Below are 17,182 nucleotides of genomic sequence, written 5' to 3'. Positions count from 1 at the left end.
GTGGCGACCCGCGAGAACGCGCGCGCCCTGCTGATCGATTTCGACGGCGTGCTGCGGCACTACGACCCGGCCGCCCGCGTGGCCGTCGAGGCGCGCTACGACCTCGAACACGACAGCCTGCTCGACGCCGGGCTGTCCGGGCCGATCCTCACGCCCGCGATCACCGGCGCCTGGACGCGGCAGCAGTGGCTGGACGCGATCGGCGCGGCGACCGGCGCGCCGCCCGAGGCGATGAAGGAATGGGACGCCTACCGCGGCTACATCGACCCGGCGGCGCTCGCCTTCGTCCGCGAGGTACGCGCGGCCGGCGTACCGGTGGCGTTGTGCACGAACGCGACCGACGATCTGGAGGCCGACCTCGCCGTCCACGGGATCGCCGAGGACTTCGACGCGGTCGTCAACTCCTCGGCCGTCGGCGCGGCCAAGCCGTCGCCCGAGTTCTACCAGGCCGCCTGTGTCGCCGTGCGTACGGTGCCGCGGTTCTGCCTGCTGGTCGACGACTCGAACCGCAACATCGAGGGGGCGCGCCGGGTGGGGATCGCCGCGTTCCGCTGGTCCGGGGCGTCGGACATCCCCTACCTCAAGGCCGCGCTCGGTCTATAGCCCATTCCTTATATATAGGAGTGGCTATAGGTAGTTGTCGACGGGGACGTCCGCCGGTGCCGGGCGGCCCGTGCAGGAGCAGCAGGCGTCCGCGTTGATCTTCCGGGCCGACCGGCGCGCCGGGGAGCGCTTGCGCGAGCCGCCAGAAGTGCTGTCAGTCCTGCGGGCCCGCGTACGCGAAGCCGATGTGCACGATCTCCGGCTCGACCGGCTCCGGCTCCTGCACGTCCTTGGTGGCCTCGTCGAGCACCGTCCGGGCCAGCTCGGCGGTGACGGCCGTCACGGTGACCGCGACCGAGCCGCCCTGCCAGCGTACGGCGCGCAGGGTCCAGCCCTCGCCGACGGCCAGATGGGAACTGCCCCCACCGTCCTTGGCGGCGTGGGTCACCGTGGCTCCCTCGGGGAGCAGCAGCGCGTCCTTCCGCACCCGCTCCAGGCGGGCGGTACGCGCGAAGGGCTGGGCGCCCCGCGTGAACTCGCCGAGCGCCAGGGCATCGATGACGTCGGACGGGGTGTCCGAGTCGTCGATGAGGAAGCTGTAAGGGAACGACACCCGGACAATGATCCGGGTCCGGGTATTGATAGATCAACGGAATTACCTGGTGGACGGCCTCGGGGCGGGATCGTACCGGGGTTGACCGGGATACCTGGTCGATGGGACCGACCAGCGCATGGGGCGCGCTGTCTGAGAGGATGGCCGGATGGACAGCCTCGTCATCGCCCTGGTGGTGCTGATCGTTCTGATCGGCGCCGCGCTCGTCACCGTCGCCGTACGCCGGCGCCGGCCGGAGTTGCCCCCGCCACGCCCCTCGGCGCCGGAGGTGACGCGACCGACCGCGCCCGAGCAGGAAACGCCGGTCGACGTGGTGACGACGGAGCCGGTGGCGCAGGCCCCGCCCGCGGCACCCGAGGCACCACCGGCACCCGCGGCGCCACCGGTCGAGGTCCCCGAGCCCACCGCCGGCCGCCTCGTACGCCTGCGCTCCCGCCTCGCCCGCAGCCAGAACGCGTTCGGCCGGGGCCTGCTCGCGGTGCTGTCCCGGGACCGGCTGGACGACGAGGCCTGGGAGGAGATCGAGGAGAGCCTCATCACCGCCGACGTCGGCGTGGAGGCCACCGGCCAGCTCGTCACCAAGCTGCGCGACCGGACCCGCGTGCTGGGTACGCGTAGCGTCGCCGACGTGCGCAAGCTGCTCGCCGAGGAGCTGGTGGCGGCGCTCGATCCGCAGCTCGACCGGTCGATCGCGGCCACGCCCAAGGACGGGCGCCCGGCGGTGATCCTGGTCGTCGGGGTCAACGGCGCCGGCAAGACCACGACCTGCGGCAAGATCGGCCGGGTGCTGGTCGCCGACGGCCACAGCGTCGTCTTCGGTGCGGCCGACACGTTCCGGGCGGCCGCGGCCGACCAGCTGACCACGTGGGCGAACCGCGTCGGTGCCACCGTCGTGCGCGGTCCCGAGGGCGGTGACCCCGCCGCGGTCGCGTTCGACGCCGTCAAGCAGGGCACCGATCAGGGCGTCGACACGGTCGTCATCGACACCGCCGGCCGCCTGCAGAACAAGATCGGCCTGATGGACGAGCTGGGCAAGGTCAAGCGGGTCGCGGAGCGTCAGGGCCCGATCGGCGAGACCCTGCTCATCCTCGACGCGACCACCGGTCAGAACGGCCTGGAGCAGGCCCGTGTCTTCACCGAAGCGGTGGACGTGTCGGGTGTCGTGCTCACGAAGCTGGACGGAACGGCGAAGGGCGGTATCGTCATCGCTGTGCAGCGGAAGCTCGGTATCCCGGTGAAACTCGTCGGGCTCGGTGAGGGCCCGGACGATCTGGCCCCGTTCGAGCCGGCCGCCTTCGTGAACGCCCTGCTGGGGTCCGACCACGCGGACACCGTGTGACCGTGGACTATGAGATCCCGCTGCGCGGAGGCAATGTCTCGACCGTCGTGCGGGTGGGTGACACGGTACGCCGCAACGTGGGCCCGTGGACTCCGGCCGTGCACGCCCTCCTGCGCCACCTCGAACACGCCGGGTTCACCGGTTCGCCGCGCGCGCTCGGCATGGACACGCAGGGCCGCGAGGTCCTGTCCTATCTGGCCGGCGAGTGCGGCGAATATCCGCTGAAGCCGTACTGGGTCACGGACGAGGCGCTCGTCACCGTCGCCACGATGCTGCGCATGTTCCACGACGCGCAGGCCGGCTTCCGGCCGCCGCCCGGCTCGGTGTGGCGCTCCTTCGGACCGCCGCCGCCCGACGCGGACGTGATCTGCCACCACGACGCCGCCCCGCACAACGTCATCTGGCGTCCGGACGGCACGCTTGCGATGATCGACTTCGACCTGGCCTCGCCGGGCGCCCGCATCTACGACGTCGCGTACGCGGCCTGGACATGGGTGCCGCTGTTCAGCGACCGGGACTCGGTCACCCTCGGCTGGCACCGGCCCGACCGGCCCCGGCGGCTGCGCCTGTTCGCGGACGCGTACGGGCTGATCCCGCGGGACCGCCACCGGCTGGTGCGGACCATCCGGAAGCGGATCGTCGACCACGTCGAGGGCATCCGCCGGATGGCGGCCGCCGGCGACCCGGCGTTCGTCCGCATCGTCAACAAGGGTCATCTGCGCCGCCCGATGCGCGATCTGCGGCTGCTGGATTACGAGCGTTACACGCTCGAACACGCGCTGCGTTGAGCGTCCCCCCGTCCGGGTGCCGAGTGGGCCCGGATGGGGGCTCCTGTCGCATTTCCGCCGTTTTCCCGGGGCGTTCGCCTCGCCCTGTGCGGACTTCTTCACATGTTGGAAACACTCTGTCACGCGCCGGAAACCGCGCAACGTGAATGCGCGAAACACGGGACCGGAATGCTGCCGCAACAACCGGCGCAGCGGCGATGCGGCCTTGAGCCGGTCAGGGAGGAACCTCGTCTGACTTTTGGGAGGGCAGCGTGCTGCACCTGCTCGGGGACGCGCCGACGATCGACACCGGCAACACCGCCTGGCTGCTCGCCTCGTCCGCGCTCGTTTTGCTCATGACGCCGGGTCTCGCCTTCTTCTACGGCGGGCTCAACCGGTCGAAGAGCGTGCTCAACATGATGATGATGTCGTTCTCGTGCATCGGCATCATCTCGGTGCTGTGGCTGCTCTACGGCTTCAGCCTCGCCTTCGGGAGCAACAGCCACGAGGGCATCCAGAACTTCCTCGGCAGCATCTCGACGTACATGGGCAACAAGGTCTTCGTGAACGAGACCTGGCTGACCACGGGCATCCCGACGTACGTCGTGCTCGCCTTCCAGATGATGTTCGCGATCATCACCGTCGCCCTGATCAGCGGTTCGATCTCGGACCGCGCGAAGTTCGGCGGCTGGGTCGTGTTCGCCATCGGCTGGTTCACCGTCGTCTACGTGCCGGTCGCGCACATGGTCTGGGGCGGCGGCCTCATCGGCGCCAAGATCGGCGCGCTCGACTTCGCCGGTGGTACCGCGGTGCACATCAACGCCGGTGCGGCGGCGCTCGCCCTCGCCCTGGTGCTGGGCAAGCGGGTCGGCTGGCCGAAGGACAACTTCAAGCCGCACAACGTGCCGTTCGTGGCGCTGGGTGCCGGCCTGCTGTGGTTCGGCTGGTTCGGGTTCAACGCCGGTTCGGAGCTCACCGCCGACGGCGTGACCGCGGTCGCCTTCGTCAACACCCAGGTCGCCACGGCCGCCGCGCTGCTCGGCTGGCTCCTCGTCGAGTGGATCAAGGGCAAGCCCACGCTGGTCGGCGCGTCCTCCGGCGCGGTCGCCGGCCTGGTCGCGATCACCCCGGCGTGTGCGTACATCGCGCCGTGGGCGGCGACGCTGCTCGGCCTGGTCGCCGGTGCGGTCTGCGCCCTGGCGGTCAGCCTCAAGTTCAAGATCGGCTTCGACGACTCGCTCGACGTCGTCGGCGTCCACTTCGTCGGTGGATGGATCGGCTCCCTGTGGATCGGTCTGTTCGCGACGGCGTCGGTCGGCGGCGCGTACGTGGCCCACGGTGACGGCCTGTTCGTCGGAGGCGGTGCCGACCAGCTGTGGCGTCAGGCCCTCGGCAGCGGCATCGTGACCGTATGGTCGTTCGTGGTGGCCTTCGCCCTCGGCTGGATCATCGACAAGACGATCGGTTTCCGGGCCTCGGTCGAGACCGAGGTCGAGGGCATCGACATCGCGGAGCACGCGGAGACGGCGTACGACTTCGCCCCCACGGGCGGGTCGGGCGGCGCGTTCGCCCTGGCGGGTCTCGGCGCGGCGACCCCGAAGGCGGCGCCCGCGGACGAGGACGAGTCGGCCCCGGAGACCTCGAAGGTCGCCGGTTAAAGTCCAACGATGGAGGGATTGAGCATGAAGCTGGTCACCGCCGTCATCAAGCCTTACCAACTCGATGCCGTGAAGGCTGCGCTGCAGACTCTCGGCGTGGCGGGCATGACGGTCAGCGAGGTCCAGGGTTACGGCCGCCAGAAGGGACACACCGAGGTGTACCGGGGAGCCGAGTACACGGTGGAGTTCCTGCCGAAGATCCGGGTCGAGGTGCTCACCGACGAGCTCGACGTCGAGAAGGTCGTGGACAACATCGTCGCCGCCGCGCGTACCGGCAAGATCGGTGACGGCAAGGTGTGGGTGACCGAGGTATCGGACGTCGTGCGGGTCCGCACCGGCGAGCACGGCCTCGACGCCCTGTGACGATCCGCGCATGAACATCGCGGACATCGGCGCCGCCGCACGCGAGCAGCGTGCGGCGGCGTTCGACGTATGGCTGGCCCGGCTCGCCGCCGACGCGCACCTGCCGGCGGGGGCGGCGCTGGTGGCCGTCGGCGGGCTCGGCCGGCGGGAGTGCGCCCCGGGCGGCGACCTCGATCTCGTCCTCGTCCACTCCGGACTGGCCGGGATCGACGACGTGGCGGCCGCCATCTGGTACCCGATCTGGGACAGCCGCACCGGCCTCGACCACTCGGTACGCACCGTCGCCGAATCCCTCGACGCGGCGGTCGACGATGCCAAGGTGGCGCTCGGCCTGCTCGACGCGCGGCACGTCGCCGGCGACGCGCAGGTGTCGGCCAAACTGATCCGCTCGGCGGCCGACGTGTGGCGGCGTACGGCGGCCCAGCAGCTGAGCCGGTTGCGGGAGCTGACCCAGACCCGGCACGCCCTGCACGGTGCCCTGACCCAACTGCTCGAAGGCGACCTCAAGGAGTCCGCCGGCGGCCTGCGGGACGTCGCGGTCCTGCGGGGCATCGGCCGGGCCGGGATCGCCGACGCCACGCCGCCGCGCGTACGTGCCGCGCAACTGCGCCTGCTCGACGTCCGGGACGCGCTGCACCTGGCCGCCGGGCGGAAACTCGACCGGCTCGTCGCCCACGAACGGCAGGCGGTCGCGGAGGCGCTCGGCCTGGCCGACGGGGACGCGTTGCTGCGCCGGGTCGCCAACGACGCGGCGACGATCGAGTGGACGCTCGACGACGCGTGGCGCTCGGTGCACCGCTGGCGCGCCCATCTGCGCCGGGGCGGCGTACCCCTCCGGCCGAAGCGCATGCCGCTCGCGGCCGACGTGGTCGAGGACGACGGCGAGGTGGTGCTCGCCCGCTCGGCGGTCACCCCGCGGCCCGACCCCAGCCTCTCTGTACGCGTCGCCGCCGCGGCCGCCGCCGCCAAGCTGCCCATCGCCCGGTCCACTCTGGAGTGGCTGAGCCGGCACGTCCCGCCGTTGCCCGACCCGTGGCCGGCCGCGGCGCGTACGGCCTTCGTGAGCCTGCTCGGCACCGGGCCCGCGCTCGTTCCCACGTGGACGGCGTGCGACCGGTTCGGGCTGATCACGCAGTGGCTGCCCGAGTGGGCGCGGCTGCGGGGAGCACCGCAGCACAACGCCGTCCACCAGTTCACGCTGGACCGGCACCTGGTGTCGGCGGCCGCCGAGGCGGGCGGCTACACGCGTGAGGTGGCCCGGCCGGACCTGCTGCTGATCAGCGCGCTCGTGCACGACATCGGCAAGGGGCTGCCGGGCGATCACAGCGAGGTGGGCGCCCCGCTGGCCGCCGCGGTGGCACGCCGGATCGGCCTGCCGCCCGCCGACGTCGACGTGATCGAGCGGGCCGTACGCCGCCACCTCCTGATCCCTGACGTGGCGACCCGCCGCGACCTGGGCGACCCGGAGACGGTGGCGGCGGTGGCCGAGGCGGTGGGCGACTCCACCACGCTGGAGGTCCTGCACATGCTGGCCCGGGCGGACGCGTCGGCCACCGGCCCGGCGGCCTGGTCGAGCTGGAAGTCCCGGCTCATCGACCAGCTCGCCACCGCGGTGAGCGCGGTCCTGCAGGGCGCGCCGCCGCCCCCGCCGCTGCCGCCGGATCCGGCTCTCGTCACGGCCGAACTGCCGGTCGTGCAGGTCGCGCCGGACTGGGTGGCGGTCGCGGCGGCCGACCGGGCGGGCCTGCTGGCCACGGTCGCCGGCTGCCTGACCGGTCACCAGCTCGAGGTCGTGGCGGTCAACTCGATCACGGTCGAGGACCGGGCGATCCTGCAGTGCGCCGTCCAGCCCCGGTTCGGCGCCGAGGTGTCCCGGGACTCGCTCGCGGCCGACCTGCGGCGAGCGGCCCTCGGGCAGCTCGTGCTGTCGCCGCGGCTCGGGCGGACGGGACTGCGTACCAAGCCGGGGGCGGTCCGGCCGTCGCCGCGACTGCTGTGGCCCGCCGAGGACCTTCTCGAGGTACGCGCGACCGACGCGCCGGCGCTGCTCTACCGGATCACGTCGGCGCTCGCCGAGACAGGTGTGAACATACGGGCTGCGCGGGTATCGACCCTCGGTGCGGACGTCGTGGACGCGTTCTACCTCATCGGCCCGGTCGACCGGCCGGCCGTCGAGAAGGCCGTCCTCGCCGCCCTGGGCTGACCCGATGATTCCTCGGGCTACTGGGGCACCCCGGCCCCAAGATCCCGTTTGGATCAGGGAAACCACCCGAATCATGGACCAAGATTCGGGTGAAAAACCTGATCCAAGCCGGATCTTGGGGGCGGGGTGCCCGCGGGCGGACGCTCATGATCATCGGCGGCGGGCCGGGAGCGGCTACGCTGTCCAGGGGCGGCCGATGCCGTCCTCCTCCGATTGAAACCGACAAAACGGGATGAAGCTGTGTTTGACACCCTGAGCGACCGCCTCTCCGGGATCTTCACGAAGCTGCGCGGGAAGGGCCGGCTCAGCGACGCCGACATCGACGCGACCGCCCGGGAGATCCGGCTGGCGCTGCTCGAAGCGGACGTGGCGCTGCCGGTCGTCCGCAGCTTCGTCGCCGCCCTCAAGGAGCGGGCGCGCGGCTCCGAGGTGTCGCAGGCGCTGAACCCCGCCCAGCAGATCATCAAGATCGTCCACGAGGAGCTGATCGCCGTCCTCGGTGGCGAGGCGCGCCGGCTGCGGTTCGCCAAGACCTCGCCGACGGTGATCATGCTCGCCGGCCTCCAGGGCGCCGGCAAGACCACGCTGGCCGGCAAGCTGGCCAAGTGGCTCAAGGGCCAGGGGCACCAGCCGCTGCTCGTCGCGGCCGACCTGCAGCGCCCGAACGCGGTCACCCAGCTGCAGGTGCTCGGCCAGCGCGCCGGGGTCGAGGTGTTCGCGCCGCAGCCCGGCAGTGGCGTCGGCAACCCGGTCCAGGTGTCCCGTGACTCGATCGAGTACGCGCGCCGCCACCTGAACGACATTGTCATCGTCGACACGGCCGGCCGGCTGGGTGTCGACGCGGAGATGATGCAGCAGGCGTCCGACATCCGCGACGCGGTGCAGCCGGACGAGGTCCTCTTCGTCATCGACGCCATGGTCGGCCAGGACGCGGTCGCGACCGCCGAGGCGTTCCGGGACGGTGTCGGCATCACCGGTGTCGTTCTGTCCAAGCTGGACGGTGACGCCCGCGGTGGTGCGGCGCTGAGCGTACGCCACGTGACCGGCGAGGCGATCCTGTTCGCGTCCACCGGCGAGAAGCTGGAGGACTTCGACGTCTTCCACCCCGACCGGATGGCCAGCCGGATCCTCGGCATGGGCGACGTGCTGACCCTGATCGAGCAGGCCGAGGCGGCCTTCGACGCCGATCAGAAGGAGAAGATGACCTCGAAGCTGCTCGGTGGCGAGCAGTTCACCCTCGAGGACTTCCTGGAGCAGCTCACCGCGATCCGGCGGATGGGCCCGATCGCCAACATGCTCAAGATGATGCCCGGCATGAACCAGATGAAGGGCCAGCTCGACGAGCTCGACGACAAGCACTTCGACCGGGTCACCGCGATCATCCGGTCGATGACGCCGGGGGAGCGGACCAACCCGAAGATCATCAACGGCTCGCGCCGGGCGCGTATCGCCAACGGTTCCGGTGTCACCGTCATGGACGTCAACCAGCTGCTCAACCGCTTCACCGAAGCGCAGAAGATGATGAAGCAGATGGGCGGCATGATGGGCCTGCCCGGCGGCCGTCGCAAGGCGACCAAGAGCCCGAAGAACAAGCGCAAGGGCACCAAGAGCGGCGGTGGCGGCCCGCGCGGCGCGTTCCCGGGCATGGGCGGCATGCCGCAGCTGCCGCCGGGCTTCGACCCGGCCCAGCTCGCCGGCGGCGGCGACGACGGCTTCAAGGCGCCCAAGCTCGACTTCAACAAGCTCATGAAGCGCGACGACAAGTAGCTTCCCCCACGGGGTCGGCGAGGAGTCCCCGCCGACGGGATAGCCTGCACGCATGGCGCTGCACGTACGCGGAGTCGTCCTGCCCGACGACGAGGTCCGGGACCTGTGGCTGGACGGCGACCGCGTGTCGCTGGAGCCGATTGCGGGCGCGGAGACGGTCAGCGACGGCGGTTTCGTCCTGCCCGGCCTGATCGACGCGCACTGCCATCTCGGCATCGCCCCCGGCGGTCGGCCCGTCACCAGTCTCGATCAGGCCCGCGAGCTGGCCCTGATCGACCGGGCGGCAGGCGTGCTGGCGATCCGGGACGCGGGGTCGCCGTTCGCGTACCCGGAGCTGGACGACGACGTCGACCTGCCGCGGCTGCGGCGCGCGGGCCGGCACGTCGCGCCGCCCCGCCGGTACCTGCCGGAGATCGGCGTCGAAGTCCCCGCGGACCAGGTCGCGGCCGAGGTCACCCGGCAGGCCGCGGCCGGCACCGGGTGGGTCAAGCTCGTCGGCGACTGGATCGACCGGGACCAGGGCGATCTCGCGCCGGCCTGGGACGACGGCACCCTCACGGCGGCGGTCGCGGCAGCGCACGCCGCCGGGGCACGGATCACCGCGCACTGCTTCGAGGAGCACAGCGTCGCCACGCTGGTGCGGGCCGGCATCGACTGCGTTGAGCACGGCACGGGCCTCACCCCGGATGTCATCGAGGAGATGGCCCGGCGCGGCACGGCCCTCGTCCCCACGATGATCAACATCGAGACCTTCGGCACCATCGCCGCCCGGGCCCAGGAGAAATTCCCCCGGTACGCCAAGCACATGCTCGCTCTGCGGGACGGCTTCGGGTCGGTGGTGGCCGCCGCGTACGAGGCCGGGGTTCCCGTCTACGTCGGGTCGGACGCGGGCGGCGGCATCGCGCACGGGCTGGCGGCCGCCGAGATGGAGCTCCTGCATGCCGCCGGTATCCCCGCCGATCAGGTCCTGGCGGCGGGATCGTGGGCCGGGCGGGCCTGGCTCGGCCTGCCGGGTCTCGTCGAAGGCGGTCTCGCCGACCTCACCGTGTACGCGGCCGACCCCCGCCGTGACCTCCGCGTCCTTCGTGATCCGCAGCTGATCGTCCTGCGCGGCCGCGTCATCGCACCCTGAAGCCCGTCCGGGATCTTGGGCGGCCTGCGGGAGAGGGCCGGGTTGCGGTGCACAGCATGATCATCGCTGTCGGTAGGATGGTTGCCCATGGCGCGTGTGCTGACTCCCCGGGCGGAAGACTTCCCCCGCTGGTACCAAGACGTGATCGCAAAGGCCGAGCTCGCCGACAACGGCCCGGTGCGGGGCACGATGGTGATCCGGCCGACCGCGTACTCGATCTGGGAGCGGATGCAGGCCGACATGGACGCCCGGATCAAGGCGACCGGCGCCGAGAACGCGTACTTCCCGCTCTTCATCCCCGAGAGCTACCTCAAGCGCGAGGCGCAGCACGTCGAGGGCTTCTCGCCGGAGCTGGCCGTCGTCACCCACGGCGGCGGCAAGCAGCTGGCCGAGCCCGTCGTCGTCCGGCCCACCAGCGAGACGGTCATCGGCGAGTTCATGGCCAAGTGGATCGACTCCTACCGGGACCTGCCGCTGCTGCTCAACCAGTGGGCCAACGTCGTGCGCTGGGAGATGCGCCCGCGCGTGTTCCTGCGTACCACCGAGTTCCTGTGGCAGGAGGGGCACACCGCGCACGCGACCGAGGCGGACGCCCGCGCGTACACCCTGCGGATCCACCACGAGGTCTACGAGCGGCACATGCGTGATCTGCTCGCCATCCCGGTCGTGCCGGGCCGCAAGACCGACCGCGAGCGGTTCGCCGGCGCCACGAGCACCTACACGCTCGAGGGCATGATGGGCGACGGCAAGGCGCTGCAGATGGGCACCTCGCACGAGCTCGGCCAGAACTTCGCCAAGGCGTTCGACATCCAGTTCTCCGGGGCCTCCGGGCAGCGCGAGTACGCGTGGACGACCTCCTGGGGCTCGTCGACCCGGATGCTCGGCGGCCTCATCATGGCCCACGGCGACGACAACGGGCTGCGGCTGCCGCCGGCGCTCGCCCCGACGCAGGCGCTCGTGATGGTGGTCAAGGAGTCCGACGGTTCGGTCACCACGGCCGCCCGGGCGCTGGCCGACGATCTCGCCGCCGCGGGCGTACGCGTGCGCCTCGACGACCGGGTGGACACGCCGTTCGGGCGCCGGGCGGTGGACGCGGAGCTGAAGGGCATCCCGCTGCGGATCGAGGTCGGCCCGCGGGATCTCGCCGAGGGCTCGGTGACGCTGGCCCGCCGGATCGACGGCAGCAAGTCGCCGCTGAAGCTGGCCGCGGTCGTGGGCGAGGTGACCTCGGCGCTGGAGGCGGACCAGAAGGCGCTGTACGAGGAGGCGCTGGCCCGCCGCGAGGCCAACACCCACGACGTGTCCACTCTGGACGAGGCGATGCAGGTCGCGCAGACCGGCTGGGCACGCCTGCCCTGGGACAAGGTCGGCGTGGACGGCGAGGCCAAGGCGAACGAGAGCGCGATCACGGTCCGCTGCCTCGTCCGGCCGGACGGTTCCGCGCCGGGCGCGCAGGACGAGCCCGGCCTGACCGCCATCCTCGGCCGCTCCTACTGAGCGCGGTATGACGACGTCTCCGGCGCGCGGTGCGACCACGCGGTTCGAGCCCGGCCGGGTGATCCTGCACCGGCACTTCCACGGCACCACGCACCTCGGCCTGCTCAAGACCGCGACCGTGGTCGCCGACGACGAGCGCGGCCTGCTGCTGTGGGTGCCGCGGGGCGCGCCGATGCTCGACCGCAAGGCGGTCGACGGGCGGGGCCTGCGGGCCATGCCGTTCACGGAGTGGCTCGGCATCGAGACCAAGCTGTGGGAGGTCGTCTGGAACGGCCCGGCCGTGCTCATGCTGCTGCCGCCGGACGCCGACCACTCGGTGTGGTTCTTCCGCACCGAGGAGGGCGTCTTCCGCGGCTGGTACGTGAACCTCGAAGAGGCCGGGGTCCGCTGGGACGACGGTGACGTGGCCGGGGTCGACATCGTGGACCAGGACCTCGACATCTGGGTCGAGCCCGACCGCACCTGGGTGTGGAAGGACGAGGAGGAGTTCGTCGAGCGGCTCGCCTACGGGCCCGACTACTGGGTCGCCGACGGGGACGCCGTACGCGCCGAGGGCGAACGCGTCGTCAAGCAGATCGAGGCGGGCGCGTTCCCCTTCGACGGCCAGCTGCTCGACGTCAGCCTGGATCCTCTGTGGACCGGCCCGGCCGGCGTACCGGCGGGGTGGGATCGGCCCCGCGCACGGGCCTGATCCAGCGCGGGCGCAGCCAGCCGGCCGGGGCCGACGCCGGCAGGCCGTAGGCGCCCGCGACGACCCCGCCGACGAGTCCCGTCAGTCCTGACAGGACGGCCGCCAGGTACGCCGATCCCAGCGTGTCGGGGAACCCCGCGCTCCAGCCGACGAACGGCGCGGCGACGAGCAGGCCGCCGGCCAGCGCCGCGCCCAGCACCGACAGGGCCCGGGAGCGGGGGAGCGCGCCGTCGGCCAGCGACGTGAGCAGCAGCATCGGCAGGCCGAGGACGACGATCGTGGCGCCGAACAGCAGCGCCGCCGGTGCGAGCAGCGGGCTGCCCGCGAAGCCGCACCACACCGCGAGCAGACCGGTGCCGGCGAGCATCTGCCAGCCGCGCGTGTGCCCGGGTACGTCGCCCTCGGTCGCGTACTGCACGCCGGCCAGGAGCACCAGCCAGGCCGCGAGCGCCGCCAGCGCCAGCTCTGCGGCGATGCCGTGGCCGGGGGCGCTCAGCGGCGCCGGGTCACGCCCGCCGAACCGCGCCGTCGGCGGGAAGCCCACCCGGTGGAACGGGCCGTCGCCGATCGCCACCGCGAAGCCGTCCCGGCCGTCGGCCGCCACGACGACCCGGCCCGCGCCGACCCCCATCACCGCCACGTCGGCCGTGACGACCTGATCGGGCGAGGTCGCGTACGCGCGGGCGAGGAAGTCCCGCCGGCCGTCGGTGACGTGCCAGATCGTGCGCCACTCCCCGCCGCCGAGCGACTCCTGCACGCCGAGTCCGGCGTCCGGGCGGTAGCGGCGGCCCGGCTCGGCGGCCGACTCCACCGCCCGGTGGACCGACCAGTCCTGGCTCAGCCACACCCGGCTCAGCTCCTCCTCCGGCACCTCCCGCCAGTGCACGCCGTCCGCGGTCGCCACCGTGGTCACCGGACCGATCTGCCCGACGATCTCGCCGCCGACCACGCCCACCTGCGTCGCCTCCGGCACGTCGGCCCGCGCGCTCGCGAGCAGGCCCAGCACGGCCACCGGCAGCACCAGCGCCACCCGCAGGTCCGGGCCGCGGTTCGCCCGCCTCCCCAGCGAGTACGCGTAGACCAGTGCCGGCAGTGCGAGGAGATCCGTGGGATCGGCCACGATCACGGCCGGGCCGGCGAACGCGGACCACACGGCGGCCACCGTGCCCGCGGCGTACCCGCTGATCTTGACGATCGTGAAGAGAGTGCCCACGACGAGCACGGACGGGCCGGCGGCGAGCCGGAACACGGCGGCGAGCAGGGCGGGCGCGACGATCAGGCCGGCCACGTCGCTGAGCTTGCCGGTGACCGGGCCCGGGAAGCGGGCCTTGAGCACGTGGTCGTTGAGGATCAGCAGGCCGAGGGCGAGCAGGGTCGCCGGATGGGCCGCCCAGGCCCGCCCGGGTCTGCGCCACCCCAGGGCCATGGCGGGGACTTTGCCACCCTTGCGTCACGAAAAGGGTGCGGAGACCATAACTCATGCATTTCACCGGGGGAGAGATCGTTCCTGCCCGTCCCCGCCGATGACGTGATCGCTTGCTGAACGTGACTCCGGTCATGACGGGCGGGCCGTTCGGCCGTCGGCGTCCGCGTCTGGCAGAATGGACGACTGGTATTCGATGCGCGCACGGCGGCCCTCTAACTTCCGACGCCCATCGTGTCCGCGAACGCTCGCTAGCTCGCAACCCCACGTGGGCACGGCGGGCGCTCAACCTATCGCAACAGGAGCGAACACACGTGGCCGTCAAGATCCGGCTTCTGCGGATGGGCAAGATCCGCAACCCGCAGTACCGCATCGTCGTCGCCGACTCGCGTACCAAGCGCGACGGCAAGGCGATCGAGTTCATCGGTCTGTACCACCCGAAGGAGGAGCCCTCGCGTATCGAGGTCAAGTCCGAGCGGGTGCAGTACTGGCTCTCCGTCGGCGCGCAGCCGAGCGAGCCGGTCATCGCCATTCTCAGCAAGACCGGCGACTGGCAGAAGTTCAAGGGTCTGCCGGCCCCGACCGAGCCGCTGAAGGTGGCCCCGCCGAAGGTCGACCGCAAGGCCCTATACGAGGCCGAGGCGCAGGCCGCCGTCGGTGTCGAGGCGCCGAAGAAGGCCGAGCCGAAGAAGGCCGACAAGAAGGCCGAGCCTAAGGCGGAGCCCAAGGCCGAGGCGCCCGCCGAGCCGGTCGAGACGCCGGCCGAGGGGTCCTGACCTTGCGCAGCGCCCCGTCGGGCGGCCGGACGGACAGTGCGCTCCGGCCCGCCCTCGAGCACCTCGTCAAGGGGATCGTGGAGCACTCGGACGACGTCCGGGTGCGTCTCGTCGACGCGCGCCGCGGCGCCCGTCTCGAGGTCCGCGTGCACCCCGACGACCTGGGCACCGTCATCGGCCGCGGCGGGCGTACCGCCCGTGCGCTGCGTCAGGTGATCGGCTCCATCGGTGGCAAGGGCCTGCGGGTCGACATCGTCGACGCGTACTGAGGTCTGAACGATGCTGCTGGTCGTGGGCAAGATTCTGCGTCCGCACGGCATCCGCGGCGAACTCGTCGTGGAGGTGCGGACGGATGAGCCGCAGGACCGTCTTCGGGTGGGGTCGGCGATCGCCGTCGGCCCCACCGAGGACAAGCTCGGCAGCCCGGTCGGCGACCGGCTCACCATCGAGTCGATCCGCTGGCACCAGGGCCGTCCCCTGATCTTCTTCGCCGAGGTCCCGGACCGCGACGCCGCCGAGCTGGTACGCGGGCTCTACCTGTGGGTGGACGCGTCGACCATCGCGGCGCCCGAGGACCCCGACGAGTTCAACGACCACCAGCTGGTCGGCCTGACGGTCGTCACGGTGGCGGGTGAGCAGGTCGGCTCGGTGACGAAGATCGACCACGGTCCGGGCAACGAGTTCCTCGTGGTACGCAAGGACTCCGGCGGTTCCGCGCTGATCCCGTTCGTCTCGGCGATCGTGCCCGAGGTCGACGTCGCCGGGGGCCGGATCGTCATCGATCCGCCCGAAGGACTGCTGGACCTGTGAGAGCGGACGTCGTCTCGATCTTTCCGGAGTACCTGACGCCGCTGCGGCTGTCGCTGCTCGGCAAGGCGGAGACCGACGGCCGGCTCGACCTGGCCGTGCACGATCTGCGTACGTGGACGCACGACGTGCACCGGACGGTCGACGACAGCCCCTACGGCGGCGGCGCCGGCATGGTGATGCGCCCGGAGCCCTGGGGCGAGGCGCTCGACGCGCTGCTGACCCCGGCCACCCGGATGATCGTCCCGGCGCCGACGGGACAGCCGTTCACCCAGGCACTCGCCCATGAACTGGCCGCGGAGGAGCACCTGCTGTTCGCCTGCGGCCGCTACGAGGGCATCGATCAGCGCGTGCTGGACCACGCCGCGGCCCGCGTACGCGTGACCGAGGTCTCCCTGGGCGACTACGTGCTGTTCGGCGGCGAGGTCGCCGTCCTCGTGATCATGGAAGCCGTCGTGCGGCTGCTGCCCGGCGTACTCGGGAATGCCTCTTCGCTGGACGACGAGTCGCACGCGCACGGATTGCTGGAAGCGCCCATGTACACGAAGCCGGCGGACTGGCGCGGGCTCGGGGTGCCGGAGGTCCTGCGCTCGGGCGACCACGGGAAGATCGCCCGCTGGCGGCGGGACCAGGCGCTGCTGCGGACCGCGGAGCGGCGGCCCGACCTGCTGGCCGCGCTCGACCCGGCGGATCTGGACAAGAAAGACGTCACGACCCTCACAGGGGCCGGATTTCCGGTGCCCAGACCCGTTGTGGAATCATAGGGGGGTTGCCGTCCGCCCGCTCCGCGTTCCCGCGGGGCGCGAGCGACGAGGACCCTGCCCCGGACGTCGAGGCCGGAGGGTCAGAAATATCCGCACGCGCGTCGGTGACCGGCGCGCGCGACACTGAGGAACAGCGATGAACACGCTGGACGTGCTGGACGCCGCATCCGTCCGTACCGACGTACCGATCTTCCGCGCCGGCGACACCCTGAAGGTGTTCGCCCGGGTCGTCGAAGGCAACCGCTCCCGTGTCCAGGTCTTCCAGGGCGTCGTCATCCGCCGCCAGGGCAGCGGGCTGCGCGAGACCTTCACGGTCCGCAAGGAGAGCTACGGCGTCGGTGTGGAGCGTACGTACCCGATCAACAGCCCCGCGATCGACCGCGTCGAGGTCGTGACCCGTGGTGATGTGCGCCGGGCCAAGCTCTACTACCTCCGTGACCTCCGCGGCAAGAAGGCGAAGATCAAGGAGCTGCGCGAGCAGAAGGCCGCCTGAGGCCTCCGCTCCCGCGACGAACCGAACATCCGACAAGACCTCACCCGTTCGGGTGGGGTCTTGTCGCGTACCGGGGAGGGCGCCTGGGTCGCGGATCGTGACCTCGGCCGAAGTTGACAGCCGGGAAACAATCGCCTCTCCCCAAACGGTCGGACAACCTCTAGAGTGCCTCCGGTGACCGACCGCACGTACGACCAATGGTCCGAGCCGGGCCGTGACAACCAGCTCGGATCGCGCTGGGACGACACTGGGAACAACGCCCGGTGGGGCGAGCCGGACGACGTGCGCAGCGATGATCCACGCTGGGGCGACGACCGGGCCACGCGCTGGGACACCCCCCGCGTTC

The 17,182-nt window shown here is 71.7% G+C and carries 17 protein-coding genes; 15 read left to right on the top strand and 2 right to left on the bottom strand.

Annotation, left to right across the window (positions count from 1 at the left end):
• Entirely contained in the window at window positions 1-603 is a 603-nt protein-coding gene (locus G401_RS0119575; protein ID WP_034592332.1) for an HAD-IA family hydrolase, read from the top strand.
• 154 nt (window positions 604-757) lie between these two features.
• On the opposite strand, the gene G401_RS46880 is transcribed toward G401_RS0119575, so the two are convergent.
• Window positions 758-1,156, bottom strand: a complete 399-nt coding sequence (locus G401_RS46880; RefSeq protein ID WP_027343846.1) for a DUF5925 domain-containing protein — start codon at window positions 1,154-1,156, stop codon at window positions 758-760.
• Between the two features lie 148 nt (window positions 1,157-1,304).
• Here G401_RS46880 and ftsY point away from each other — a divergent pair, with 148 nt between their 5' ends.
• The 9 genes from ftsY to G401_RS0119525 all read left to right on the top strand — a co-directional run bounded on the left by ftsY (window position 1,305) and on the right by G401_RS0119525 (window position 12,573).
• Window positions 1,305-2,495: a signal recognition particle-docking protein FtsY gene (gene ftsY, locus G401_RS0119565; protein ID WP_027343845.1), complete on the top strand. Its 1,191-nt coding sequence runs from the start codon at window positions 1,305-1,307 to the stop codon at window positions 2,493-2,495.
• The gene (locus G401_RS0119560) at window positions 2,492-3,283 is read left to right on the top strand and encodes a phosphotransferase (protein WP_027343844.1); all 792 of its coding nucleotides are present in this window, start codon (window positions 2,492-2,494) and stop codon (window positions 3,281-3,283) included. Before ftsY ends, G401_RS0119560 begins: the two co-directional genes overlap by 4 nt.
• A gap of 254 nt (window positions 3,284-3,537) precedes the next feature.
• Window positions 3,538-4,920 (top strand): ammonium transporter, encoded by a 1,383-nt coding sequence (locus G401_RS0119555; RefSeq protein ID WP_027343843.1) that lies wholly within the window; start codon window positions 3,538-3,540, stop codon window positions 4,918-4,920.
• Window positions 4,921-4,944: 24 nt separating this feature from the next.
• A complete protein-coding gene (locus tag G401_RS0119550; protein ID WP_064741803.1) occupies window positions 4,945-5,283 on the top strand; it encodes a P-II family nitrogen regulator in 339 nt (112 codons plus the stop codon).
• A gap of 10 nt (window positions 5,284-5,293) precedes the next feature.
• Window positions 5,294-7,486, top strand: coding sequence for a [protein-PII] uridylyltransferase (locus tag G401_RS46875; RefSeq protein WP_051366868.1), 2,193 nt, complete (start codon window positions 5,294-5,296; stop codon window positions 7,484-7,486).
• Between the two features lie 240 nt (window positions 7,487-7,726).
• Entirely contained in the window at window positions 7,727-9,253 is a 1,527-nt protein-coding gene (ffh, locus tag G401_RS0119540) for a signal recognition particle protein (RefSeq protein ID WP_027343841.1), read from the top strand.
• A gap of 52 nt (window positions 9,254-9,305) precedes the next feature.
• On the top strand, window positions 9,306-10,385 hold the full coding sequence (locus tag G401_RS0119535; RefSeq protein WP_027343840.1) for an amidohydrolase family protein: 1,080 nt from the start codon (window positions 9,306-9,308) through the stop codon (window positions 10,383-10,385).
• A gap of 87 nt (window positions 10,386-10,472) precedes the next feature.
• Window positions 10,473-11,882, top strand: a complete 1,410-nt coding sequence (gene proS / locus G401_RS0119530; RefSeq protein WP_027343839.1) for a proline--tRNA ligase — start codon at window positions 10,473-10,475, stop codon at window positions 11,880-11,882.
• 7 nt (window positions 11,883-11,889) lie between these two features.
• Window positions 11,890-12,573, top strand: a complete 684-nt coding sequence (locus tag G401_RS0119525) for a DUF402 domain-containing protein (RefSeq protein ID WP_027343838.1) — start codon at window positions 11,890-11,892, stop codon at window positions 12,571-12,573.
• Here the strand turns inward: G401_RS0119525 and G401_RS52945 are convergent.
• Window positions 12,500-13,999, bottom strand: coding sequence for a hypothetical protein (locus G401_RS52945; RefSeq protein ID WP_051366867.1), 1,500 nt, complete (start codon window positions 13,997-13,999; stop codon window positions 12,500-12,502). The genes G401_RS0119525 and G401_RS52945 overlap by 74 nt on opposite strands.
• Window positions 14,000-14,310: 311 nt before the next feature.
• Between G401_RS52945 and rpsP the strand changes: the two genes are divergently transcribed.
• The 5 genes from rpsP (at window position 14,311) to rplS (ending at window position 16,836) form a co-directional block, all read left to right on the top strand.
• A complete protein-coding gene (gene rpsP, locus G401_RS0119515) occupies window positions 14,311-14,772 on the top strand; it encodes a 30S ribosomal protein S16 (protein ID WP_027343837.1) in 462 nt (153 codons plus the stop codon).
• A gap of 2 nt (window positions 14,773-14,774) precedes the next feature.
• Window positions 14,775-15,041, top strand: coding sequence for an RNA-binding protein (locus G401_RS0119510; RefSeq protein ID WP_027343836.1), 267 nt, complete (start codon window positions 14,775-14,777; stop codon window positions 15,039-15,041).
• A gap of 13 nt (window positions 15,042-15,054) precedes the next feature.
• Window positions 15,055-15,582: a ribosome maturation factor RimM gene (gene rimM / locus G401_RS0119505; protein WP_027343835.1), complete on the top strand. Its 528-nt coding sequence runs from the start codon at window positions 15,055-15,057 to the stop codon at window positions 15,580-15,582.
• The gene (gene trmD, locus G401_RS0119500) at window positions 15,579-16,343 is read left to right on the top strand and encodes a tRNA (guanosine(37)-N1)-methyltransferase TrmD (protein ID WP_027343834.1); all 765 of its coding nucleotides are present in this window, start codon (window positions 15,579-15,581) and stop codon (window positions 16,341-16,343) included. Before rimM ends, trmD begins: the two co-directional genes overlap by 4 nt.
• 136 nt (window positions 16,344-16,479) lie before the next feature.
• Window positions 16,480-16,836 carry a 50S ribosomal protein L19 gene (gene rplS, locus G401_RS0119495; protein WP_027343833.1) on the top strand — a complete coding sequence of 119 codons (357 nt, stop codon included), beginning with the start codon at window positions 16,480-16,482 and terminating at the stop codon, window positions 16,834-16,836.
• Window positions 16,837-17,182 lie beyond the last annotated feature (346 nt).

It is taken from the genome of Hamadaea tsunoensis DSM 44101 (genome assembly GCF_000428945.1).
Lineage (GTDB): Bacteria > Actinomycetota > Actinomycetes > Mycobacteriales > Micromonosporaceae > Hamadaea > Hamadaea tsunoensis.
This window is presented reverse-complemented; position numbering and strand designations above follow the sequence as displayed.